Below are 24,171 nucleotides of genomic sequence, written 5' to 3'. Positions count from 1 at the left end.
GTCGACCAAGCCCCCGCAACATTCCGGATGCACAACGCTTCGGCCAAAGCGCGAGCCGGAGCCGGATGGTGCATTTTCTTTGCTGCCCTGCACAATTTGATCACTGCAGCAATTTTAAGCAGAAAACTTCCGTGCTAAGAAAAAAGGCAGAGACCCTTTTGACCGCACGTTAGGATCCCCATGGCGGCACGCCAGCGCATCATTCCCGTCAGACGTGAATACAATCGCTGGGTCGCCAACCAGACGCTGGAAGACTATGCGCTGCGCTTCACTGCCAAGAGCGCGCGGCGCTTTTCCTCCGAGCGCATCTCCCAGACCGCGATCGGCGCGATCTCCTTCCTGGCGCTTGAAGCGATCGGCGGCGCGATCACCATGTCCTACGGCACGACCAACGCGATCGTCGCGATCTTGGTTGCAAGCCTGATGATCCTGACGGTGGGGCTGCCGATCAGCCGCTACGCCATCCGTCACGGGGTCGACATCGATCTTCTGACCCGCGGCGCCAGCTTCGGCTATATCGGCTCGACGCTGACCTCGCTGATCTATGCGAGCTTCACCTTCATCCTCTTTGCCATCGAAGCCTCGATCATGTCGGGCGCACTCGAACTCGCGCTCGGCATCCCCTTGTGGATCGGCTACATCGTCAGCGCCGTCATGGTCATTCCGCTCGTCACCCATGGTGTGCGGCTGATCAGCAAGTTCCAGTTGGTGACCCAACCCTTCTGGATCGTGCTCAACATCCTGCCCTTCGTCTTCATTGCCTTCGCCGATTGGGAGAAGGTCGGGACGTGGCTTGCCTATTCCGGCATCCATCATGCCTCGGGGCCGCCGGGAACGATTGCCCCATTCGACCTTGTCGAGTTCGGCGCAGCTTCCGCCGTCATCTTCGCGCTGATGGCGCAGATCGGCGAGCAGGTCGACTTCCTGCGCTTCCTGCCGCCGGATGGCCAGCGCAAGCTGCACCATCGCATCGCCGTCTTCCTTGCCGGCTCCGGCTGGGTGATCGTCGGCGCGCCGAAGCTGCTGGCCGGGTCTTTCCTCGTCGTGCTGGCGCTTTCGGCGGGCGTGCCCTCGACCAAAGCGGCCGATCCGGCGCAGATGTACTACACGGCCTTTGGCTACATGATCCCGTCTGAAACGGCAGCGCTGCTTCTGATGGTCGCCTTCGTCGTCGTGTCGCAGCTGAAGATCAACGTCATGAACGCCTATGCCGGGTCACTTGCCTGGTCGAACTTCTTCTCGCGGCTGACGCACAGCCATCCGGGCCGCGTCGTCTGGCTGATCTTCAACGTGGCGATTGCGCTCCTCCTGATGGAGCTTGGCATCTACCGGCTGCTCGAGGAAACGCTCGGCGTCTTCTCGATCATCGCCATGGCCTGGCTCTGCACGATTTCGGCCGATCTCTTCGTCAACAAGCCGCTCGGCCTGTCGCCACCCGGAATCGAATTCAAGCGCGCGCATCTCTACGACATCAATCCGGTCGGACTTGGCGCCATGACGATTTCGGCGACGGTGGCGCTGACGGCGCATTTCGGCGCCTTCGGCGACATCGCCGCCTCGCTTGCGCCCTATATCGCCCTCATCGTTGCCTTCATCGCATCGCCGGCGATCGCCTGGCTGACCGACGGCAAGTTCTACCTCGCGCGCAAGCCGCGTCGAAGCTGGGCCAATCAGACCGAAATCACCTGCTCCATCTGCGAGCATCCGTTCGAAGCGGAGGACATGGCCTGGTGCCCGGCCTATGCGGCACCGATCTGTTCGCTCTGCTGCTCGCTCGATAGCCGCTGCCACGACATGTGCAAGCCGAAGGCGCGCTTCAACGCCCAGGTCGCCACCGTCGCCAATACCCTGCTGCCGCGCGCTGTCACGGAAAAGCTGGCGACACGCCTCGGCCGCTACGCGATCTCGGCGGTGCTGTCGATCGCCGGCATAGGCCTGATCCTGGCAATGATCGCACACCAGACGGCTGGCACTTCGCCGGAGACGGCTTCCGTGGTCGAGCGCACGGTTGCCGTCGTCTTCTTCGTCTTTGCCGTTCTCGCCGGCATCGTCTCCTGGTTCTATGTACTCGCCCATGACAGCCGCGTGGTGGCGGAGGAAGAATCCTCGCGTCAGAACACGCTGCTGCTGAAAGAAATCGCCGCCCACAAGAAGACCGATGCCGCTCTGCAGCAGGCCAAGGAGACGGCGGAAGCTGCCAACCGCGCCAAGAGCCGCTACGTCGTCGGCCTCAGCCATGAGCTAAGAACCCCCCTCAATGCCGTACTCGGTTATGCGCAGGTGCTGGAGCGCGACGAGACTATTCCGCCGGCGCGCCAGGGCGCGATCAAGGTCATCAAGCGCAGCGCCGACCATCTTTCCGGCCTCATCGACGGCTTGCTCGACATCTCCAAGATCGAGGCCGGCAAGTTGCAGGTCTATTCCAACGAGATCAACATTCACGATTTCCTCGACCAGATCATCGAGATGTTTCGGCCGCAGGCGCAGGCGAAAGGCATCGCCTTCGAGCACGTGCGCGCCGCCAGCCTTCCGCGTTATGTGAAGACTGACGAGAAGCGCCTGCGCCAGATCCTCGTCAATCTTCTCTCCAACGCGCTGAAGTTCACCGAGCGCGGCGGCATCCGCTTCGATGTCGGCTATCGCAGCCAGGTCGCAACCTTTAGCGTGGCCGACAGCGGCCGCGGCATCGCCGAGAAAGACCTGCCGCGCATCTTCGATCCGTTCCAGCGCGGCGAAGCCGAACATCTGCGCAGCATGCCGGGCCTTGGCCTCGGCCTGACGATCACCCGCCTCTTGACCCAGACGCTCGGCGGTGAAATCGCCGTCACCAGCACCTTTGGCGAGGGCACGAGCTTCCGGGTCCGACTGATGCTATCGGCTGTCGACCGCCCCGCCCCCTCGGCTCCCGTGCGGCGCATCACCTCCTATCTCGGGCCGCGGCGCACCCTTGTCGTCGTCGACGACAATGCCGACCATCGCGACCTGATGCGCGAAATCCTGGTGCCGATGGATTTCTCGGTTCTGGCCGTATCGTCAGGCGCCGACTGCCTGGCACTCGTCGAAGACGTCCGGCCGGATCTCTTCGTCATCGACATTTCCATGCCGGGCATCAGCGGCTGGGAGCTCGTCGATCGGTTGCGCAAGATGGGCCAGACGGCGCCAATCATCATGCTTTCAGCCAATATCGGCGACGGGTCGGTAACATCGACATTTGCGGGCCACAACGACACGCTCGCCAAACCTTTTGCCGTCGGACAGCTCGCCGACAAGCTAGCCATACATCTCGGCCTGACCTGGATCCATGAGGGTGAGGCGAAGCGCGAGCGGGATATGCCTGTCGCCAAACCGATGACACGCCCGGGCGACCACCACCTGGAGGAATTGATCCGCCTCGGGGAGATCGGCTACATCCGCGGCATCGAGGCCAAGCTGACCGAGATCGCCCTCGAGCCAAAGCACCAACCCTTCGTCGACGCGGCGCGCAGCTATGTCCAGGCCTTTGACCTTTCGGGCTACGACGCTTTCCTCAAAGACAAACCTCAGAACGGAGACGATGCGCGTGGCTGAAACTTACGATCGGCGCGACATCGTGCTCCTGGTGGACGATTCGCCGGAGGCGCTCGGTTTCCTGACCGAGGCGCTGGAGCAATCGGGCTTTTCCGTGCTCATCGCCACCTCGGGCAATGCCGCCCTTTCGATTGCCGAACGCATCACCCCGGATGTCATCCTGCTCGATGCCGTCATGCCCGGCATGGATGGTTTTGAGACCTGCCAGCGGCTGAAGGCCAATGCCGCCATCGGCCAGACGCCGGTACTGTTCATGACCGGCCTGACCGAGACCGAGCATGTGGTCCATGCGCTTGACGCCGGCGGCGTCGACTACCTGACGAAACCGATCAACATAGACGAACTGAGAGCACGTATCCGCGTTCATCTCTCCAATGCGCGCTCGGCCCAGAGCGCACGCGTCGCGCTCGATGCGGCCGGCCGCCACCTGCTTGCCGTGCGCAGCGACGGTGGCGTGCGCTGGTCGACCCCGCAGGCAACCCGTCTCGTCAATGCCGCAACCGGCCGCGACGACGGCCTGGCGACAGTGACCAAACGGATCGCCAGCTGGATGGAAGGCCGTGACCAACGGGCACCGCCGCGCGAAAGCAGCTTCACGCTCGATCAGCCTGGCCAGTCGAGCCTGCAGATATCGTTTCTCGGCGCCATCGGCCCGAACGAGTATCTCTTCCGCCTGACCGCCGAAAGCCGTCTTGCCGACGACGAGATGCTGCGCCAGCACTTCTCGCTGACGCAGCGCGAATCGGAGGTGCTGCTGTGGATCGCCAAGGGCAAGGCGAACCGCGACATCGGCGAGATCCTCGGGCTTAGCGCCCGCACGGTCACAAAACACCTGGAGCAGATCTATGTGAAGCTCGGCGTCGAGAACCGGGCGTCGGCCGCCGTCAAGGCGACGCAGGTGCTGCACGGCCTTTAGCGCAATTCCGGCATGCGCAGGAAATGTGCCTCCGCCGGAATTGCGCGGGCCACAAGGGCTGGATCATTTCACTGCTTATGATCCAGCCCTTGTGGGCAATGCTTGGGTCGTCGCCGGTCAGTTGCCAGTCGAAGTCTTTGCTGCCTGCCGCGCGCTCAGCGCTGCATGGGCATCCGCGAACCCTTGAAGCGACAGGGCAATCGGGATCGCCTTGCCTTCGGGCGTCGCAACCGTCACCGTCGCTTCCGCCTTGGCCTCCATTGAACCGAGCAGGGCCCGCTCGGCCGGACCTTCGACGAGGCAGCCCTGCGGTGTGCAGCGGCTGACCGGCATCGTCGCGCCATAGCCATCCTTGACCTTGAACTTGACGCCATCCTTGAGCGCGATGCCGAGCGGAACAGCCATCTGCATGGCGACCGATTTTCCATCAGGGCGATAGGCGAGGCTCATCACAAGAATCACCTGCTTGCCGTCGGCCGACAACGTGCTGGACGAGATCTGGCAGCGCACCGGCTGCTTGTCCAGTTCGATGCATTGCAGTTCCCACTCCTTGAAGCGGTTGGCCGCGGCCTTCTCCGGCTGCGCCGGCTTGGCCTTCTGCTCCGCTGCCGGACGCGTGTTGGCACGACCGGCAGGCGCGCCGATGATCCCGCCATTGTTGTCGGCTGTGGGATCGATCAGAATAGGTGCCCCCGTCGTCGAGCGCTCCGCCGGTGTCGAGAACAACGGCGCTGTCGAGTTTTGCGCCGCAAGCGGCGCGGGCAAAAAGAGCATGGCCGCAGCACTGAAGCCGAGCAGGAGTGGCTTCGCGTTCCTCCACGTCATGGATAAGCCTCCAATATATATTTGTCGGTTTTGTCTTTCACGGAACATTATCCGAGTCAAACGGACCTTGCAGATTGTGGTTTCATGAAGAAATGCCTATGCATCATGTGTAATCGACAATTTCAGCTTTGGTGAAGAAGATGAGAACGACACTGATATCGCCCGTCCGGATCTGCGCCCTGCTGAGCCTGTCAGTGCTCTTTCCCGAGGTTGCGGCCGCGCAGGCCTATGTCGATCAGGTCAACCGAAACGGCGGCAACAGCGCCTATGTCGAACAGATGCCTGCGGGCGCAAAGCCAGTGATCCAGAAACAAACTTCACCTTCAAACAGAAAGACTTACAACCAATCCTCAAGAGCATCGAAGCCATCGACGGCGAATGCCGCCGAGGCCGCCCGCAACGATGTTGTCCCGTCGGTCGGCGCCGGATCGTCGGCGATCGTCAAGCTGAGCGCAGAGGAAACCGAATGGCCGACGGTCGGCCGCGGAACGGTCAGCCGGTAATCCAGAACGGGCGCTGTTGCATGGTTACCATCCCTTTAACCAGTTTGTCCAAAACTGCTACTTTTTGGGGCATTTTCCCGAATTCACCCAAAAATGGGGCTGCGAACCCATAAAACTTCAGTGGTAGGGAAGCACTGCAATAATTCGCACGGGCTAGCTGGGGCTACGGTCGGCCCGTGTGGATCGTAGAGGGAATTTAAACAGTCTCATCATGCTTTGGTTCGGAAGCTATAGCTTCCGGAGAAGTATAACTGCGCAACTATAGTTCCGACTGGGGTCTCAGCCGGAAAGCGATGGCCTATGGCCTGCTGCAGCTTTCGCAAGCGGCCAAACGGGGGAATGATGAAGGTCAAACTGGCAGCTCTTTGTATCGCGGGCGGGCTCCTTGCTGGATGTCAAAGCGGTCAACAACTCGAAACGCCGGCAGCAACCCTGACGGCGCCGACCAAGACGACGCCCAAGGTCCGTGCGATCCCCCTTCCCGCCATACCGGTCGATGTCGCGGTCTACGACTTTCCTGACCTCACCGGTCAGGCCAAGCCGAACGAGAGCTTTGCCGAATACAGCCGTGCGGTCACGCAGGGCGGCGCAGCCATCCTCGTCGACGTGCTGAAGAAGACCGGCAGCGGTGAGTGGTTCCGCGTCGTCGAGCGCTCAGGCCTGAAGAACCTGGTGCAGGAACGCACGTTGATCGAGAACACGCAGCGCGCCTATGGCCGCCCAAGCGGCCTGCCACCGGTGCGTTTCGCCGGCCTTCTGCTCGAAGGCGGCATCGTTGGATATGATTCCAACGAACTGACTGGCGGCGCCGGCGCCCGCTATCTCGGCATCGGCGGCGACGTCCAGTACCGATCCGACGTCGTAACCGTCAACCTGCGTGCCGTCAGCGTCCAGACCGGCGAAGTGCTCGCATCCACGACCACGACCAAACAGGTCTACTCGGTCCAGGTTCGCGCCGGCGCCTACAAATTCGCGACTGCCGACGAACTGCTCGAAATCGAACTTGGCCAGTCGCGCAACGATCCGGGTTCGCTCGCCGTGCGCGAAGGTATCGAACTTGCGGTTTATTCGCTGACCGTCGACGGCGTTCGCCAGGGGCTCTGGCACCTGAAGGACCGCGCCCGCGAGGCGGAGTTCATTCGCGACTACGACGAGAAGTACGGAAATATCTCGCTGCCGTCGACGTGAATAAAACTATGAGTTTTTAATAACAATAACTCGGCAATTACGAAGTAAAGCGCGACGCTGAATCGTACATGATTCGCTGTTGCGCTTTTTTTGTTTTCTAATTGATGATTTTGACTCACCCATTTTTGGGTGTATCCCGTTTGTTGATTAACTATTACTTAATTCTTCTGTATGAGCGCCTTGTTCGGATACAGAACACAATGGTATTAAACGAATTGTTAACGCTCTAATTGAGTGCGGTGCTTCGGGGCGACCAAGACGCCGGCGCCGAACAAAAGGGAGAAGTCCATGAAATTCTCAGCAAGAAAAACATTGCTGCTGACCGGCGTTGCCCTCGTCGCCATGTCGAGCGGCGCCCTGGCGCAGGAAGCCGGCTCCGCCAACACCGGTTACATCGGCCAGCGTGACGACAGTAACTTTGCCTACCTGTCGCAGGCGGGGGCCAACCAAGGCTTCATCTATCAGCATGGCCAGCAGAACGTCTTCCTGCCGCTGACAGCAGGCGGCGCCGCCGGCGATGCACAGAAGGGCCAGAACACCCTCGGCGTCATGCAGCTCGGCAGCCAGAACGTTGTCGGCGGAGACTTCCTCCAGGATGGCAAGAACGTCGGCGGCATCGCCCAGTTCGGCACCAACAACCTCGTCGACAGGTTCCGCCAGACCGGCGAGAACCGCGGCACCGTCTTCCAGGGCGGCCACGCCAACATTGCCCGCAACACCCAGGAAAAGGGTGCGAGCAGCAACGATACCGGCATCATCCAGCTGAACGACGACCCGAGCAAGCCCGGCAACTATGCCGAAAGCAACCAGCTCGGCGCCACCTCTGGCGGCAATTTCTCCGGCATCCTGCAGAGCGGTTCCGGAAACGCTGCCGTCAACAACCAGACGGGTGGAACCTCGTCCGACGCGATCATCGCCCAGGGCGGTACCGGCAATGCCGGTGTCAACAACCAGACGAACGGCACGAAGAACAAGGCCGGCATCCTTCAGGTCGGCAACGGCAACGGCGCGATCAACACCCAGACGGATTCGGCTGATGCCACGGCTGTGGTCGCCCAGAGCGGCGAAGGCAACAATGCCGTCAACACCCAGAGCAACGTCGATCCGACATCGGCAACCGTGATCCAGAGCGGTACCGGCAATGCGGCGCTCAACGCCCAGACCTCGGTCAACAACTCGAACGCCTTCATCGTGCAGGACGGCAAGAACAACATCGCCTCCAACTTGCAGTCGCCGGGCACCGCAACCGGCTCCGCCGACAAGCTGAACGCCTCGATCGCCCAGAAGGGCGAGGCCAACAAGGCGGCCAACGTGCAGGCCGGCGGCGCCGGTGGCGGCAAGAACAACGTCGCTGCGACCGTCCAGTACGGCGAGCGCAATACCGCGCTCAACAGCCAGATCGGCACGTACCACAACAACGGCTACAACAACGACAACACGGCAACGATCGGCCAGACCGGCAGCGACAACCTTGCTGTCAACACCCAGGACGACGGCCGCAAGTCGACCGCAACGACCCTGCAGGCCGGCAAGGGGAACGACGCGTTCAACCTGTCACAAGGCGGCACGAGCCACAGCTCGGCCATCGCCCAGGTCGGCGACGACAACGTTGCGCTCAACGCGCGCAACCGCGGCGGCAATCCGACGGCAGGCAATGACGCGGCAATCCTGCAGATCGGCAACGGCAACGCTGCTGCCAACTACCAGAACGATCTTGTCGGTTCGGAGCAGTTCACCAAGAACAGCGCCACGATCGGACAGTTCGGCGCGGGCAACAATGCCACCAACTACCAGGACACCGGTCATGACAACAAGGCCGGCATTGCCCAGCTCGGCGCAGGCAACGTGGCGGCCAACGCACAGGTCGGCGGCGGCGTAAACAACACTGCCAATACCCTGCAGATCGGCGACGGCAACCTCGGCACCAACGCCCAGTCGGGCGGCTCTGACGCGACAGCAACCATTGTCCAGGTCGGTTCCGGCAACATTGCTGCAAACGCCCAGACCAATGTCGACCCGACCAGCGCCACGGTCCTCCAGGCAGGCACCGGCAATGTCGGCGCCAACGCCCAGACAAACCTGGTGGATTCCGACGCCCTGATCGCACAGGACGGCACCGGCAACGGCGCGAGCAATGTGCAGACCAACGGCACGGAAATGACGACCGTCATCCTGCAGAAGGGCAACCGCAACAGCGGTGCAACCGTGCAGTCCGGCAGCGAGAACGTCGGCGCCTTTATCGCGCAGACCGGTGACGACAACATTGCCGGTAACGGTCAGGTCAACAGCAACTCCGCCAGCGCTTCGATCATCCAGAGCGGCAGCCGCAACGCCGGCGCCAACCTGCAGACGGGCGTGACCGGCAGCAGCGCCAGCATCCTGCAGGACGGCACCGACAATGCCGCGAGCAACCTGCAGACCGCAGGAACCGGCCTCGACGCAACGATCATCCAGGGCGGCCACGACAACGAAGCGCTGAACAGCCAGACGGCATCGTCCCTGTCCAGCGCCTTCATCATCCAGGGTGCCGGCGGCTTCAACGAAGCAGCCAATCTCCAGAACGATGTCACCAACGCCACGGCTCTGATCGGCCAGTTCGGTTCAGGCAACACGGCCGGCAACGTCCAGCAGGCCGACAGCAAGAACGTCGTCGCCGGCATCCTTCAGGTCGGCTCGGGCAACACCGCCTACAACACCCAGGGCGCGACGCAGACGGTGACTTACAACGTAACACCGGCAATCGACCTGTCTTTGACCGGACCGGCGATCGGCGGACGAATTTGGTCTCCGGAAACGCAAGGCCCGTTCCGCGTCGGCAAGTACTTCGGCGTCGGCTCGGTGACCGGTTCCGGATCTGCTCCGGCTGAAGATTCTGTCGCTGTGATTGCTCAATTCGGCGACGGCAACTCTGCAGCCAACTCGCAGATTGGCCAGCTCATTCTTCCGGCAACAGGTACGTTCAACCAGACCAACACGACATATTGGGTCTCGTCGACGGGCTCCTTCGTCAACCCGCTCCAGCAGAAGCTGAAGTGGAAGCAGGAATCCAAGCTGGAGAATGTCTCCACTCCGTTCACCAACCCGCTGGGTGAAGTGAACGTCCCGACCGTCGCTTCGGCAGCCGGCATCGTCCAGGTCGGCAACGACAACGACGCCTTCAATTTCCAGACCGTTGCGGCCGGTTCGCTTGCCGCCACGGTTCAGGTCGGTGACAACAACGGTGCCGTCAACATGCAGACGGCAACCGTGGGCGCTGCCGCAGCGATCGTCCAGTCGGGCAACGGCAACAATGCCAGCAACCTGCAGAACGGCGCCATCCTGTCTGCCGCCGGTATCATCCAGGCCGGTGAAGGCAACGTGGCAACCACCACGCAGATCGCCAGCCTCGGCAACGCGGCGCTGACGGTCCAGAGTGGCAAGAACAATGTCGCCGGCACCAACCAGTCGAACACGGCAGGCAACACCTCGCTGATCGTCCAGTCGTCGAACAACTCGCTTGCCCTCGTCGACCAGACGGGCGCTGGCGGTCATTCGTCCGCGGTCGTCCAGGCTGGCGCCTACTCCAACGCCTGGATCAGCCAGACGGGTTCGGCCTCCACCTCGGTGGTTCTGCAGTACGGCACAGGTTCCAGCGACGCCGAGCGCAACTACGCTGTCGTCAACCAGGGTGGCAACGGCCAGAACTCGCTGGTCATCCAGGCCGGCCGTTCGAACGTCGCCTTCGTCAGCCAGAACTAAGCGAAACAGTGGGGCGCTTTCGGGCGCCCCACCCAACGTGCGGAGGATCAGACCATGCGGCAGGCAGTTTGGCTTCTCCAGGTTTTCACAACGACAATCGCCTTCGGTTTTCAAGCGAGTGCATCTTCGATGAACAGTCAGACCATCCTCGGCAATATCAGTGATGCGCGCATCACCGCATGCGGCTTGAGGATCGAAGGAGAGGAGATGGCAGTGCTCAGACCCTTCATCGAAGCCGCAAGAGACCTCGAGGGAACCTTCGCCTTGAACATTGCTGCGCAATCTGAGGGCCGAAACAGCACGACCAGCCAGAGGAACAGCTTTTCCGCCGGTTCGCTTGGCCAGACACAGGTGGCAATCAACCGCTCCGGCCGGGTCCGCGTCACGCTCGTGGTGACCGATGGGGCCGGTAAATCGCTTTGCGATCTCGACCAGACAATCGAGCTCTCGCTTCCGACCACAAAGATTTGACCGAAGAAACCAAAGAAACGGGTAGAAGACAGATGAAACGCTCCAAGCGCCCATTCGGCAAAGTTCTTCGCAACGCAGTCATCGCTGCAGGTCTTACTGCGTTGGCCGCGCCGGCCGCGGCCGAGGACCTTCTGGTCAAGGATTACAGCACCAATCCGGCCGCCGTGAACACCCTGATGGAGCCGATCCAGCCTTTCCTCGGCGGCGACAGCGGTTCGACCACCTCGATCATCCAGCTTGGCCAGGGCAACAATGCCCACGCCGGCATCGAGGGAACCGGAAGCCTGGCGCTGATCCAGCAGGCCGGCAGCAACAACCGCGCGGTCCAGGCGATCGAGGGCAACAGCTCGGCCCTGCTTCTCGTCCAGGGCGGCACCAACAATTCGGTGGTGCAGGCCAGCCGCGGCGACAACAACTTCCAGCTCGTTGGCGTTTCCGGCGAGAACAACCAGATCGCCTACATCCAGCACGGTAACAGCCTTGCCGGCGTGCTGGACGTGCGCGATTCCAAGAATTCGACGGTGGTTGCAATCCAGACCGCGCAAAGCGGACGCTACATGATGCCGACAGGCCTGCGCGGCCTGGAAAACAAGACCGTTGTCGTCGTTCCTGGCCGGATGTACGTTTTGCCGAAACGTTGATCTGCCACGAAATACTAGAAGGAGAATACCCAATGAAGTTGCTTCATTCCGCACTTCTCGCAGCAACGTTGACCCTCGCTGCCGCGGGCTCGAGCGCCGCATCGGAGCTCGTCTACCGCCCGATCAATCCGTCTTTCGGCGGCGACCCGCTGAACGGCAACTGGCTGCTGTCCCAAGCGACCGCTCAAGGCGAAGCTGCAGGCTCCTCCGGCGGTCCGGGCTTTACCATCGACTTCCCGGATTTCGGCGGTGTACCGCAGCCCGATCCGGATCCGGTCGAACTGCCGGATGTCGACAACAACCAATAAGCAAAATGCAAGAAGGAGCCCGCGCCGCAGGCTTCTTCCCTTCAAAGAACGTTGCGAGCGTGTCTGTCCCGGGCGCGCTCGCGATGCCGTTTGGCCATTAGCGCTGGCTGATGATCGCGACGTTGTTGCGACCCTGCTGCGAGATGAAGGCCTGATGGCCGACACCGGTCTGGCTGATCGTGGCGGAGTTCATGAAACCGATCTGCTGGATCAGGCCGACATTGCGGCTGCCGCTCTGCTGGATCGAGGCGGTGTTGAAGTCCCCGCTCTGGTAGACGAAGGACAAGTTGCCGGCCAGCGTCGAAGTATTGACACGCGGCGTGGCGACGACCAGGTCCATGACCGGTTTCATGATCGCTGCCGTGTCGAGCGAGGCAAAGCCCGCGTCGCCGGTTGCCTGCTGCACGAAGGCTGGCGATGAAAACTCTGTGCCGGCCATAGCCGCCGAAGCGGACGCCAGCGAACCGAACAATACTGCGGAAATTACTGCGATGTTCTTCATTTATTGTCTCCCCGTTCTTGGTGAGGCAAGTTATATGCGTCGCAAATTAATCAATGACCGTATATACTTGGAAAAAATTTCGGCAATCCGACCATTAAAAACCGATCAATGGCGTTAACTGATCCGCAAGGATGTTTGCGGGTTGGCCACGCTACCTTGCCCGCGTCATCGCCCAGGAGAAGGCTTCGTCGAGAGCCTGGAATTTGACGGCCTGCCAGTGGCGGTAGTCGTCGATCAGGCAGCGCGAGATCCACAGAGGACCGCGGCTGCCTCCCCCTTCCCAGCCAAGGATTCCAAGTTCGCGCGCCCTTGCGAAGATCCTTTGGGCATGACTGCGTGAAATGATGTATCGGTTGGTGATGTCGCTGAGCCGCAGCGGGCCCACCGAAATCCGCTCTCCGCAAAGCACGCCGCGCGGCAAGCGGGCGACCAGGTCGTGCAGGATGTTGCTGCCCGACTCCGCCCAGACGAGGGTTGCAATGCTTTCGGGCGGATCACACCAGGCGGGATCAGCGAGAAGGCGGCGCGTTGCACGTGGAAGGGCGTAGTACATCAAAGTCGGTTCGTGCTTCGACCGCATCAGCCGCTTTCCCTGATCAAGGGCGTCGAGCGACACGAGGTGCCCCTCGAACCATTGCCGGATGAGTTGCTCGGCGGTGTCGGCCACGACGAGAGGCCTGGTTCGTTTGTCGCCGAATTGCTTGGCGTCGACCAGCAGCCGATAGTTACGCATTTCGGCCAGATGGGCGATCGCGGTGTTCTTGCTGGCGACGTTGCTGGCGACGATGAAATCGACCAGCTTGGCGGCCGTCAGCCCAGCCCGCGTCGGGTCGGTCAGGTGCTCGTAATGCAGCGTCAGAATGGCCTGAGTCAGCAGCCATTTTCTCATGCTGGCGGTGTATCGCACGATGCGCGGATTGACGTCGTGCATTGCAACCATATGCAGGGCCGCCTGACGCAGCGCCTCCGCAAAGAGCGGGTTACCGACAATCCCGGCAGACGCCGGGTGCGCTTCGAAGTCAGCCTGGGGCACAATTTCAAGTCGAGCCGTCACGGGCAGGTACCCGACGGCACCGAAACGGCACGGAGCTTAACGCCATTTCGGAGGAAACAACCGTTCTCATGGACATCTGTACAGGCTGGGGAAGACACGCTTGGAGCGAAAAGCAACAAATATGTGACGTCGAACATAATCTGGATCCCGCGCGATCCGGCGCACAATAGTTTCTTCTGAGGCTCTCTTATTACAGATGGAAATACTTTCCTATTAACAAAATCTTTACCGCCTCTTACCAGCATGCACCATAGATTCAGCGTTTATTTTCGAAGTCAAAGTTAACGCGCAAACGGCAAGAGGCAGCGGGCACTGCACGCGGGCCAATGGCAACAACACCATACTCCATCTAAAATTGAGCTCCTTGACGCCGGGCAGCCTGGCCAGTCCGGACTCATTCGACGGCGAAGACGGAGGCGGAGGCGGAGGCAGGCACGAATGCGGGAACTTCGACCCGCATGACACGTTGACGCTCCTGTGCGACGATGGGTTGCTTGGCATCCAACCAGAGATGGGAGGCCCACGACATGTGGCGATGGTTGTTGATGACTTTACTAGCAGCGATACCCGCCGGCAGCGCGCGGGCGGATGAGGGGGCATTCCTGAAATCTCTGGGCGGAAGCTGGGCGGGGGCCGGGACGGTCCGCATTCGCACCAACATGTCGCCGATCAACATATCCTGCAACTTCAGTTCTGAGGCCAACGGCCTTGCCCTGTCGATGGAGGGCGTCTGCCGGGGAATGCTGCTGATCTCGCGCAGCATCGACGCGCAATTGCGCTACAGCGGCTCGACCTATAGCGGCTCCTATCTCGGACCTCGCGGCGGGCGCGCAGGTCTCAACGGCAGCCGGCGCGGCGATGCGATCAATCTCACCATCCGCTGGGCAAAGGAGGTCAACGGCGACCGCAGCGCCGACCTGATCCTGCGCAAGGTCGGCGCCAATGGCATGCGGCTGACGACACTGGACGTCGACCCCGCTTCGGGCAGGAGGATCGTCACGAGCGAGATCAACCTCAAGCGAAAATAGTCAGCCCGCGTCTGCGCAAGGGGCGAGCCCGGCGCCGTGAACAGCGCCGCACCCCCCCCTTTTCTTCAGGCCGCTGCCGCCGTGCGAGCATCAAAATCGGCCGTCCACTGTAGCGACGGGCGCTTGCCGCAGCGCTCGACCCAGGCCTTGATGACGGCGCTGTCCGGCGTCGCGGCGGGATACCAGGCAAAGGGCGAGTGCAACAGCAGATCGACGGCCGAGTAGTGCTCGCCCATCAGATAAGGGCTATCCGTCAGCGCCTTTTCGAGCCGCTCCGCCATTTCCCCCGGACCGCGGAAGGTAAAATCCAGATAGGGATGCGAAAGCCCCGCGGCCTGCATGATGAGCACCGGCTCGACGACACCGGCGTACCACGCAAGCCAGCTCAGGTAGCGGCCGCGCTGCGGGTCGCCGGCAGATGGCGCCAGCTTCTTTTCCGGGAAGAGATCAGTCAGGTACTGGATGATGGCAATGCTTTCCCAAAGCACGACGCCGTCATGGACGAGCAGAGGCACCTTGCCTTCCGGGTGGGGGTTCCTCGGATCCTTGCGGCCACTGCCGTCGCCGCGTGTGATGTCGACGATCTCGATCTCCACCTCGTCGATGGCGTCGAGTTCGCGAAGCAACGTCATGATGCGCGATGAGCGCGAGCGCGGGGAGTGAAAGAGCGTCAGCATGGTCAGGTCCTCGGTTGCGTTTGCGGATATGGGTCTTATACAGTCGCACAACTGCCAGTTTTCGTCAGTAGGTTTCAGTTACTCTTCAAGTCATGGCTCGTAGCGCTCGTCTCTTCCGCCTGCTCCAGGCGCTCCGTACTCTCCCCTCCCCGGTCACGGCTGCCCGCCTTGCCGAGGAGACCGGCGTATCGTTGCGATCGCTCTATCGCGACATCGACAGCCTGCGCGCCGCTGGCGCCGTTATCGACGGCGAGCGCGGCTTCGGCTATCGGCTGACCGAAGACATCGCGCTGCCGCCGCAGACTTTCACGCGGCTCGAGATCGAGGCCTTGGTGCTCGGTCTTGCCGAGGTGCAGCACATGGGCGAGCCGGAACTGGCAGCAGCGGCCGGCGCTGTACTTTCCAAGATAACGGCGACACTGCCCGATCGGTTGCAACGCCAGGCGCTTCATGCGGTTTCGCAGGTCTATCGCTTCGACAAAAGAGAGCCGCCACCGATCGATGTCTCTCTGCTGCGCGAGGCCTCCTGGCAGGAACGCGCCGTCGTCATCGGCTATGTGGATGCTGAAAGGCAGCGAACCGATCGCAAGGTGCTGCCGCTTGCCATCGTCTATCTGGAGCGGGTGCTGGTACTTCTCGCCTGGTGCTACCTCAGGGAGGACTATCGCAAGTTCCGTGTCGATCGCATCGTCGATGTCAGAATGACGGAGGAGAGCTTCCGCCCTCGCCGCGTGCCGATGCTCCGGGAGTTCATCGCCTTTTTGAACGCTGGCGCACCTGACACATCGAAGATGACGTTGAGCGGTCAATAGGCCCAAACGACGACGCGGCCCGTGTTGCCACGAGCCGCGTCTGGACCGCCGTAGAGCGCCGCGCGTTCCTATGAACGCGCAAAGGGCGCTCTAGCACCTTGATTCTGGAGCATCTTGTCCGCTTTCAAGGATTTGAATGCGGGATGCTCCAGGGCAGTCATGCCCTGGGAGGCAACTTTATTCGGCCGGCTGCAACGCAGGCTCAGGCAGGGCTTCCGGCGTGCGCCCGCCAAGCACGGCTGCCATCTGCGCTTCGTCCAGCTCGCCTTCCCACTTGGCCACGACGATGGTTGCGACCGCATTGCCGACGAAGTTGGTAAGCGCGCGGCATTCCGACATGAAACGGTCGATGCCGAGGATCAGCGCCATGCCAGCGACCGGGACGGCCGGCACGACCGAGAGCGTTGCGGCCAGCGTGATGAAGCCGGCGCCGGTAATGCCGGCAGCGCCCTTGGAGCTCAGCATGGCAACGAGCAGCAACAAGACCTGGTCGCCGAGCGACAGCGGAATGTCCATCGCCTGGGCGATGAAGAGGGCGGCCAGCGTCATGTAGATGTTGGTGCCGTCGAGGTTGAAGGAATAGCCGGTCGGGATGACGAGGCCGACGACCGAGCGCTTGCAGCCGGCCTTTTCCATCTTGCTCATCAGGCCCGGGAGGGCTGCCTCCGACGAGGAGGTGCCGAGGACCAAAAGCAGTTCTTCCTTGATGTAGCGAATGAGCGCCACGATCGAGAAGCCGTTGTAGCGAGCGACCGCGCCGAGAACGATAAACACGAACAGGAACGAGGTGATGTAGAAGGTGCCGATCAGCATGGCAAGGTTCGCGATCGAGCCAACACCGTACTTGCCGATGGTGAAAGCCATGGCGCCGAAGGCACCGATCGGGGCGGCCTTCATCAGGATGCTGACAAGCTTGAACACCGGCAGCGTCAGCGCGTGCAGGAAGTCGACGACCGGCTCGGCCTTCTTGCCGACCATGGCGAGCGCGAGACCGAAGAGCACGGAGATGAACAGCACCTGCAGGATGTCGCCGTCCGCGAACGCACCGACGAGTGTCGTCGGGATGATGTTCATCAGGAAGCCGGTGATCGTCTGCTCATGTGCCTTTTCTGCATAGGTCGTCACCGCCTTGACGTCGAGCGAAGCGGGATCGATGTGCATGCCGGCGCCCGGCTGCACGACATTGGCGACGATCAGGCCGATGACGAGCGCAAGCGTCGAAAAGGTCAGGAAGTAGATCATCGCCTTGCCGGCGACGCGACCGACCTTGGCAAGATCGGTCATGCCGGCGATACCGGTCGCGACCGTCAGGAAGATGACCGGGGCGATGATCATCTTGACGAGGCGGATGAAGGCGTCGCCAAGCGGCTTCAGCTCCGTACCGAGCGAGGGATAGAAATGGCCGAGCAGGATGCCGGCTGCGATTGCGGCCAGAACCTGGACATAGAGATGACCATAGAAAGGTGTCTTGCCGCGCGGTTCCGCGGATTGGTCGATAATCATGAGATCCTCCACTGGACCCAGTCCGGCGTCATGCCGGGCCTCCCGGGTCAATTTCCGATGCGCGACAGCTCGGGCTGTCATGAGGATGTCATTTGCAACGGCCGTGCCAGTTCTCGTATCGACGTCGCAACCAATTGACTTCATGAAGATATTTTCTTGAACTGCGATCGCGCGCACGAAAATTTGAGCGGATTTCCGCACAAGACATCTGGAACCGTGAGCGGAAAAATGCACAATCCCGCCATGTCCAATGCCGCTTCCACCGCCTTCAATCTGGCTGATCTCGACAGATCCATGCGCCGCACATGGTTGATCTTCGCCGGCCTCGCGCTCGCCCTGATCGTCGCCGGACTTCTGGCTGCCGGCGCATATGGCCGCAACCGAGCGCTCGAAACGGTCGACGCCCAGAGCCGGATCGACGCCAACCTGAAAGCTTCGCTGTTGCGGGCCGTGCTGGAGCGCCAGCGTGCAACGCCGCTGGTGCTTGCCGACGATGTCGAGGTCAAGGACGCGCTTTCGAGCCGCAACGGCCATGCGCTGCAGCGATTGAACGAGAAACTCCAGGCGCTCGCGACCAATACCGATGCAGCCGTGATCTACGTTATCGGCCCCGACGGCGTTGCCGTTGCCGCCAGCAACTGGCGCGAGCCGACGAGCTTCGTCGGCAACGACTATGCCTTCCGCGAATATTTCCGCATGGCGATGCGCGACGGCAAGGCCGAGCACTTCGCCATGGGTACGGTGAGCAAGCGGCCGGGCCTCTACATTTCACGGCGGGTTCAGGGCCCCGACGGTCCGATCGGCGTCGTCGTCGCCAAACTCGAATTCGACGACGTCGAGGCGGAATGGCTGGCATCCGGAAAGCCCGTCTATGTGACCGACCGGCGCGGCATCGTCTTGATCACCAGCTTCCCGTCCTGGCGATTCATGACGACCAGAACCATCCCGCGCGATCGCGTTGCCGCCATCCGCGACAGCCTGCAGTTCGGCGATGCCTCACTGCTGCCATTGCCTTTCCGCGACATCGAGCCGACCACCGACGGGTCCAGCGAATTGCGCGCACTGCTGCCGGGCGACAGTGAGCGGCACTACCTTCGTGTCGAAACCATGGTTCCGACGACAAGCTGGCGGCTGGAACAGTTGGCGCCGCTCGATGGCGCGATCGCTGCGGCGGCACGCGAAGCACGGCTGCTGGCAATGGCGGCCCTGGTGCCGCTGCTCGCCCTTGCGGCCCTTCTCTTGCGCCGACGCCAGACGCTGGCCCAGACGACGGCAAGAGATCGCGCCGCCCGCGACGAACTGGAGCGCCGCGTGACGGAACGCACGCGTGACCTCAGCCTCGCCCGCGACCACCTGGAAACGGAAATTGCCGATCACCGGCGCACCGGCGAGAAGCTGCAGGCCGTACAACAGGAGCTTGTCCAGGCGAACCGGCTGGCGATCCTCGGCCAGGTTGCAGCCGGCGTCGCCCATGAAATCAACCAACCGGTCGCCACGATCCGCGCCTATGCCGACAATGCCCGCACCTTCCTTGACCGCGGCCAGCAGCAAACGGCGGTCGAAAACCTCGTGAGCATCGCCGAGCTGACCGATCGGGTCGGCACCATCACCGACGAATTGCGCGGCTTCGCCCGCAAGGGCCGCTTTGTCGCCGAACCGACCCCCATGCGCGAAGTGATCGAGGGCGCCCTGATGCTTTTGCGCAGCCGCTTTGCCGGCCGAATGGACGCCATCATCATCGACCTTCCCGAAAATGGCCTCAGCGTCTTCGGCAACCGCATCCGGCTGGAACAGGTGCTGATCAATCTGTTGCAGAACGCACTCGAAGCGCTGGGCGAACGCGCCGACGCCGAGATCCGCGTGCACTGCGAACACGGCCCCGACGACAGGCTCTTGCTCGTCGTCGCAGACAATGGCCCCGGCATCCGCCCGGAGATCCTCGAAGATCTCTTCACCCCCTTCAACACTTCCAAGGACGAGGGGCTGGGCCTCGGCCTTGCCATCTCCAAGGAGATCGTCGCCGACTATGGCGGTGAGATCTTCGTTGAAACCAGCGACAAGGGCACCGTCTTCACGGTACGCCTGAAAAAGGCCTGAACGATGCAGCCGTCCGTGTATCTCATCGACGACGACAATGATCTGCGCAAGGCGATGAAGCAGACGCTCGAGCTTGCGGGCTTGAGCGTTACGGCCCATGCGAGCGCCGCCGAGGCGCTTGAGACGCTTGATGCCGATTTCGACGGCATCGTTGTCAGCGATATCCGCATGCCCGGCATTGACGGGCTGCAACTTTTTCGCCGTGTCGCGACTTTCGACAAGGACCTGCCCGTGATCCTGGTGACTGGCCACGGAGACATCCCGATGGCAGTGCAAGCCTTGCAGGACGGCGTCTACGACTTCATTCCCAAACCCTTTGCGGCCGACAGGCTGGTGCAGAGCGTGCACCGCGCGCTCGAAAAGCGCCGGCTCGTCATGGAAAACCGCGCCTTGAAGCGGGCAGCCGAGACCGCCGGCGACAGCCTGCCGCTGATCGGCCAGACGCCGGTGATGGACCGCCTGCGCCAAACGATCAAACATATCGCCGATACCGATGTCGACGTGCTCGTCGCCGGTGAGACCGGCAGCGGCAAGGAAGTGGTGGCCACGCTGCTGCACAATTGGAGCCGTCGCCGCGACGGCAACTTCGTGGCGCTGAATTGCGGGGCACTTCCGGAGACGGTGATCGAGAGCGAACTCTTCGGCCACGAAGCGGGCGCGTTCACCGGCGCGTTGAAAAAGCGCGTGGGACGGATAGAGCATGCAAGCGGCGGCACGCTGTTTCTTGACGAAATCGAAGCGATGCCGCCGGCCACCCAGGTCAAGATGCTGCGGGTTCTGGAAGCTCGCGAGATCACGCCGCTCGGCACCAACCAGGTGCGCCCCGTCGATATCCGCGTCATTGCCGCCGCCAAGATCGACCTCGGCGACCCGGTCCAACGCGGAGACTTCCGCGAGGATCTCTATTTTCGGTTGAATGTCGTCACCTTGTCCATCCCGCCACTGCGCGAGCGTCGCGACGATATCCCGCTGCTGTTTTCGCACTTCCTGACCCGCGCGACCGAGCGCTTCAAGCGCGACGCGCCGGTCGTCTCGCCGGCGGTGCAACGACATCTGATGACTCATGCCTGGCCCGGCAATGTGCGTGAACTCTCGCACTTTGCCGAGCGGGTCGCGCTTGGTGTCGAAGGCTCGCTGGGCCAGACCGCTGCGGCAACCGATCAGCCGGGTTACGCGCTGCCAGAGCGGTTGGAGCGCTACGAAGCGGAGATCCTGAAAGAGGTGCTTCGCGCTCAGCGCGGCGACGTCAAGGCAACGATCGAAGCGCTCGGCATTCCACGCAAGACCTTCTACGACAAGCTTCAGCGTCACGGCATCAACCGCGCCGATTACGCCGAACGCGGCGCACCGGAAAAGTCCGGCCGCTAGGCTTTCCGGAGAGACCGAAAATTCCCGCATAGGATGCATCTTGATCGACGAGCGAATTCACGCTTGACGACGCAGGCCGATCGATGGCTATCTTCTGGGCATTCACCAGGGGGGTCCCGCCAAGGGGCTGAGATACTGCTGGATGGTCGGCTTGCCGGCTGTGGCGCAGTGACCCGTTGAACCTGATCCAGTTCATACTGGCGTAGGGACGGTGCAGATATCGAAGCCACGACTCCGCTTAGTCGGTCGTCCGGCGGCGCGTCTTTCATCCTCTCGGCATCAGAACTGGGTCTCCAACCGCAACTTGGAGCCTCGTCATGAATATTGCCACCAAACCTGCAGCCCTCTCGGTCACACAAGGGCCGCTCCCCGCCTCCCGCAAGATCCACAAGCCTGGTGTCCTGCACCCGGACATCCGCGTGCCGATGCGCGAGATCGCACTGCACCCGACCTCCGGCGAGCCGCCGGTCACGGTCTATGATTCCTCCGGCGCCTATACGGCCGACGATGCCGAGATCAGCATCGAGGCGGGCCTGCCGAGGCTGCGCCGCAACTGGATCCTCGCCCGCGGCGACGTCGAGACTTACGAGGGACGGATCGTGCGGCCGGAGGACAACGGCTTTGCGACCGGCGACCGACTGACGCCGACCTTTCCGCTCCAGCACACACCACTGAAGGCGACCGCCGGCAAGGCCGTGACCCAGCTTGCCTATGCGCGCGCCGGCATCATCACGCCGGAGATGGAGTTCGTGGCGATCCGCGAGAACCTCGGCCGCGATGCGGCGCGCGCGAAGGTCCGCGATGGCGAGAGCTTCGGCGCCCATGTCCCTGATCATGTCACCCCCGAGTTCGTCCGCCAGGAAATCGCCAGCGGCCGGGCGATCCTGCCGGCCAATATCAACCATCCGGAATCCGAACCGATGATCATCGGCCGGAACTTCCTGGTGAAAATCAACGCCAATATCGGCAACTCCGCCGTCACCTCGTCGATGGCCGAGGAGGTCGAGAAGATGGTCTGGGCGACCCGCTGGGGCGCCGACACGGTCATGGACCTGTCGACCGGCCGCAACATCCACAACATCCGCGAATGGATCATCCGCAACTCGCCGGTTCCGATCGGTACCGTGCCGCTCTATCAGGCGCTGGAAAAGGTCAACGGCATTGCCGAAGACCTCAACTGGGAGGTCTACCGTGACACGCTGATCGAGCAGGCCGAGCAGGGCGTCGATTATTTCACCATCCATGCCGGCGTGCGGCTCCACTACATCCCACTCACCGTCGACCGCGTCACCGGCATCGTCTCGCGCGGCGGCTCGATCATGGCCAAGTGGTGTCTGCATCACCACCGCGAGAGTTTCCTCTACGAGCATTTCGAGGAGATCTGCGCCATCTGCCGCGCCTATGACGTCTCGTTCTCGCTCGGCGACGGCCTGCGCCCTGGCTCGATTGCCGACGCCAACGACGCAGCGCAATTCGCCGAACTGGAGACGCTTGGCGAACTCACCCAGATCGCCTGGGCAAAAGACTGCCAGGTGATGATCGAAGGCCCCGGCCACGTGCCGATGCACAAGATCAAGGAGAACATGGACAAGCAACTGAAGACCTGTGGCGAGGCGCCGTTCTATACGCTCGGGCCGCTGACGACCGACATTGCGCCGGGCTACGACCACATCACCTCGGGTATCGGTGCTGCCATGATCGGCTGGTTCGGCACCGCCATGCTCTGCTATGTCACGCCGAAGGAGCATCTGGGCCTGCCCGACCGCAACGACGTCAAGGTCGGCGTCATCGCCTACAAGATCGCTGCCCACGCCGCGGATCTCGCCAAGGGTCATCCGGCAGCCCAGGTGCGCGACGACGCGCTGTCGCGCGCCCGTTTCGAGTTCCGCTGGGAGGACCAGTTCAACCTCTCGCTCGATCCGGAGACCGCCCGAAACTTCCACGACGAGACCCTGCCGAAAGAAGCCCACAAGGTCGCGCATTTTTGCTCGATGTGCGGCCCGAAGTTCTGCTCGATGCGGATCTCGCACGACATTCGTGCGGAAGCACAGAAGGAAGGCTTGGAAGCGATGGCGGCGAAGTACCGCGAGGGTGGAGATCTCTACATGCCGGTCGCTGAGGTCGAAGCTACAAGGTAAGGCGCAATACGTCGGGAGGGATGACTCGCACTCCCTCCCGACCGCGAGCCGGATGCTGGAGCCTGCCCTTGGGCAATCGCTTGCCCCCTGATCGGTTGAACGATATGTAAGGCTCACGCAAAAGTCGCGGCCGCCGAACCCGTCATTCACGCCAAGCTGCGTCTTCTGCGGCACTCTTGTAAGACGACGAAACAACGCCGTTACACAGGGAGAAAGCCTTGAGGACACGCCGGCTGAGACTGACGGCCCTGTCGATGGGCGGCCTTGCGGCACTCGCTGGAGATCTGCCACGCCTCGATGACAGCGGCAGTTTTGCCGCGGGTTTTTCCTGGATTGCCTCGGCCCATGCGGACGACGCCGATGGCGGCGGCGGGAATGGTGGAAATGGCGCTGATAGCACCGACCAGGGTGGCGAAAACGTCGGGAGCGGCGGAAGCAACGGCACAGAGGGCGGCGGCGATGGGGGCGGTGGCGATGGGGGTGGCGGCGATTGGGGCACCGGCGACGGTAGCGGCGTAGGCGGTGTGCCCGGCGGTGGCGGCGCAGGCGGCGGAGGTGGCGTCATCGACAGCGGTAGCCGTAGTGTGCACCAGTCATCCTCGCGCGACTCACGGGATTACGGACCAAGCGGCGACGATTGGCACGGCGGCAACAATTTCCTGAACCTTTTCCGCCAGGCGCCGGAAAGGCGTTTCGAACGGAGCCAACCTGAACCTTCCGCCCGGCAGAAGACCGTTCACACCAAAAGAGAGCCTTGAAGAGAGCCAACCTCGTCGCAACGAGGGGGGACCTGCGCTATTCCTCGAAACCGGACGCCGGATGTGCGCGTAGGAAC

General features: G+C 62.2%; 19 protein-coding genes and 1 riboswitch. Of the genes, 14 read left to right on the top strand and 5 right to left on the bottom strand.

All coding sequences use genetic code 11. The features are described from left to right. The first annotated feature begins 180 nt into the window (after positions 1–180). The gene (locus tag MKZ91_RS04695) at positions 181–3,567 is read left to right on the top strand and encodes a hybrid sensor histidine kinase/response regulator (RefSeq protein WP_336168442.1); all 3,387 of its coding nucleotides are present in this window, start codon (positions 181–183) and stop codon (positions 3,565–3,567) included. Next, positions 3,560–4,483 (top strand): response regulator transcription factor, encoded by a 924-nt coding sequence (locus MKZ91_RS04690; RefSeq protein WP_336168441.1) that lies wholly within the window; start codon positions 3,560–3,562, stop codon positions 4,481–4,483. The genes MKZ91_RS04695 and MKZ91_RS04690 overlap by 8 nt, the downstream gene beginning before the upstream one ends. Before the next feature lie 117 nt (positions 4,484–4,600). Here MKZ91_RS04690 and MKZ91_RS04685 read toward each other — a convergent pair whose 3' ends face one another. After that, entirely contained in the window at positions 4,601–5,308 is a 708-nt protein-coding gene (locus MKZ91_RS04685; protein ID WP_336168440.1) for an invasion associated locus B family protein, read from the bottom strand. 140 nt (positions 5,309–5,448) lie between these two features. On the opposite strand from MKZ91_RS04685, the gene MKZ91_RS04680 reads away from it, so the two are divergent. The 6 genes from MKZ91_RS04680 to MKZ91_RS04655 all read left to right on the top strand — a co-directional run bounded on the left by MKZ91_RS04680 (position 5,449) and on the right by MKZ91_RS04655 (position 12,157). After that, on the top strand, positions 5,449–5,811 hold the full coding sequence (locus tag MKZ91_RS04680) for a hypothetical protein (protein ID WP_336168438.1): 363 nt from the start codon (positions 5,449–5,451) through the stop codon (positions 5,809–5,811). A 342-nt stretch (positions 5,812–6,153) separates the two neighbouring features. Further along, positions 6,154–6,999 carry a CsgG/HfaB family protein gene (locus tag MKZ91_RS04675; protein WP_336168436.1) on the top strand — a complete coding sequence of 282 codons (846 nt, stop codon included), beginning with the start codon at positions 6,154–6,156 and terminating at the stop codon, positions 6,997–6,999. Between the two features lie 288 nt (positions 7,000–7,287). Then, positions 7,288–10,737 (top strand): beta strand repeat-containing protein, encoded by a 3,450-nt coding sequence (locus MKZ91_RS04670; RefSeq protein ID WP_336168434.1) that lies wholly within the window; start codon positions 7,288–7,290, stop codon positions 10,735–10,737. A 129-nt stretch (positions 10,738–10,866) separates the two neighbouring features. Next, positions 10,867–11,208, top strand: coding sequence for a curli-like amyloid fiber formation chaperone CsgH (gene csgH / locus MKZ91_RS04665; RefSeq protein ID WP_336168432.1), 342 nt, complete (start codon positions 10,867–10,869; stop codon positions 11,206–11,208). 32 nt (positions 11,209–11,240) lie between these two features. Then, complete coding sequence (locus tag MKZ91_RS04660; RefSeq protein ID WP_336168431.1) at positions 11,241–11,849, top strand: hypothetical protein; 609 nt, start codon at positions 11,241–11,243, stop codon at positions 11,847–11,849. A gap of 32 nt (positions 11,850–11,881) precedes the next feature. After that, positions 11,882–12,157 carry a curli assembly protein CsgF gene (locus tag MKZ91_RS04655; RefSeq protein WP_336168430.1) on the top strand — a complete coding sequence of 92 codons (276 nt, stop codon included), beginning with the start codon at positions 11,882–11,884 and terminating at the stop codon, positions 12,155–12,157. A 97-nt stretch (positions 12,158–12,254) separates the two neighbouring features. On the opposite strand, the gene MKZ91_RS04650 is transcribed toward MKZ91_RS04655, so the two are convergent. Together MKZ91_RS04650 and MKZ91_RS04645 are read right to left on the bottom strand one after the other, a co-directional pair. Continuing rightward, entirely contained in the window at positions 12,255–12,659 is a 405-nt protein-coding gene (locus MKZ91_RS04650) for a hypothetical protein (protein ID WP_336168428.1), read from the bottom strand. Positions 12,660–12,810: 151 nt separating this feature from the next. Continuing rightward, positions 12,811–13,713: a hypothetical protein gene (locus tag MKZ91_RS04645; protein WP_336168426.1), complete on the bottom strand. Its 903-nt coding sequence runs from the start codon at positions 13,711–13,713 to the stop codon at positions 12,811–12,813. 545 nt (positions 13,714–14,258) lie between these two features. On the opposite strand from MKZ91_RS04645, the gene MKZ91_RS04640 reads away from it, so the two are divergent. Further along, positions 14,259–14,741 carry a hypothetical protein gene (locus MKZ91_RS04640; protein ID WP_336168424.1) on the top strand — a complete coding sequence of 161 codons (483 nt, stop codon included), beginning with the start codon at positions 14,259–14,261 and terminating at the stop codon, positions 14,739–14,741. Between the two features lie 65 nt (positions 14,742–14,806). Here the strand turns inward: MKZ91_RS04640 and MKZ91_RS04635 are convergent, their stop codons facing one another. Next, positions 14,807–15,418: a glutathione S-transferase family protein gene (locus MKZ91_RS04635; RefSeq protein WP_336168421.1), complete on the bottom strand. Its 612-nt coding sequence runs from the start codon at positions 15,416–15,418 to the stop codon at positions 14,807–14,809. A 92-nt stretch (positions 15,419–15,510) separates the two neighbouring features. On the opposite strand from MKZ91_RS04635, the gene MKZ91_RS04630 reads away from it, so the two are divergent. Next, positions 15,511–16,230 (top strand): helix-turn-helix transcriptional regulator, encoded by a 720-nt coding sequence (locus MKZ91_RS04630; protein ID WP_336168420.1) that lies wholly within the window; start codon positions 15,511–15,513, stop codon positions 16,228–16,230. A 177-nt stretch (positions 16,231–16,407) separates the two neighbouring features. On the opposite strand, the gene MKZ91_RS04625 is transcribed toward MKZ91_RS04630, so the two are convergent. Further along, complete coding sequence (locus MKZ91_RS04625; RefSeq protein WP_336168419.1) at positions 16,408–17,733, bottom strand: dicarboxylate/amino acid:cation symporter; 1,326 nt, start codon at positions 17,731–17,733, stop codon at positions 16,408–16,410. A 228-nt stretch (positions 17,734–17,961) separates the two neighbouring features. On the opposite strand from MKZ91_RS04625, the gene MKZ91_RS04620 reads away from it, so the two are divergent. The 4 genes from MKZ91_RS04620 (at position 17,962) to MKZ91_RS04605 (ending at position 24,094) form a co-directional block, all read left to right on the top strand. Beyond that, positions 17,962–19,830, top strand: a complete 1,869-nt coding sequence (locus MKZ91_RS04620; RefSeq protein ID WP_442892199.1) for a sensor histidine kinase — start codon at positions 17,962–17,964, stop codon at positions 19,828–19,830. Between the two features lie 3 nt (positions 19,831–19,833). Then, positions 19,834–21,198 (top strand): sigma-54-dependent transcriptional regulator, encoded by a 1,365-nt coding sequence (locus MKZ91_RS04615; protein ID WP_336168417.1) that lies wholly within the window; start codon positions 19,834–19,836, stop codon positions 21,196–21,198. A gap of 97 nt (positions 21,199–21,295) precedes the next feature. Next, a riboswitch (TPP riboswitch) is annotated at positions 21,296–21,425 on the top strand. Between the two features lie 90 nt (positions 21,426–21,515). Continuing rightward, complete coding sequence (thiC, locus tag MKZ91_RS04610; RefSeq protein WP_336168416.1) at positions 21,516–23,336, top strand: phosphomethylpyrimidine synthase ThiC; 1,821 nt, start codon at positions 21,516–21,518, stop codon at positions 23,334–23,336. A gap of 218 nt (positions 23,337–23,554) precedes the next feature. After that, positions 23,555–24,094, top strand: coding sequence for a hypothetical protein (locus MKZ91_RS04605; RefSeq protein WP_336168415.1), 540 nt, complete (start codon positions 23,555–23,557; stop codon positions 24,092–24,094). The last annotated feature ends 77 nt before the right edge of the window (positions 24,095–24,171 follow it).

It is taken from the genome of Ensifer sp. MJa1 (assembly GCF_037026475.1).
In the GTDB taxonomy this organism is placed as follows: Bacteria; Pseudomonadota; Alphaproteobacteria; order Rhizobiales; family Rhizobiaceae; genus Ensifer.
This window is presented reverse-complemented; position numbering and strand designations above follow the sequence as displayed.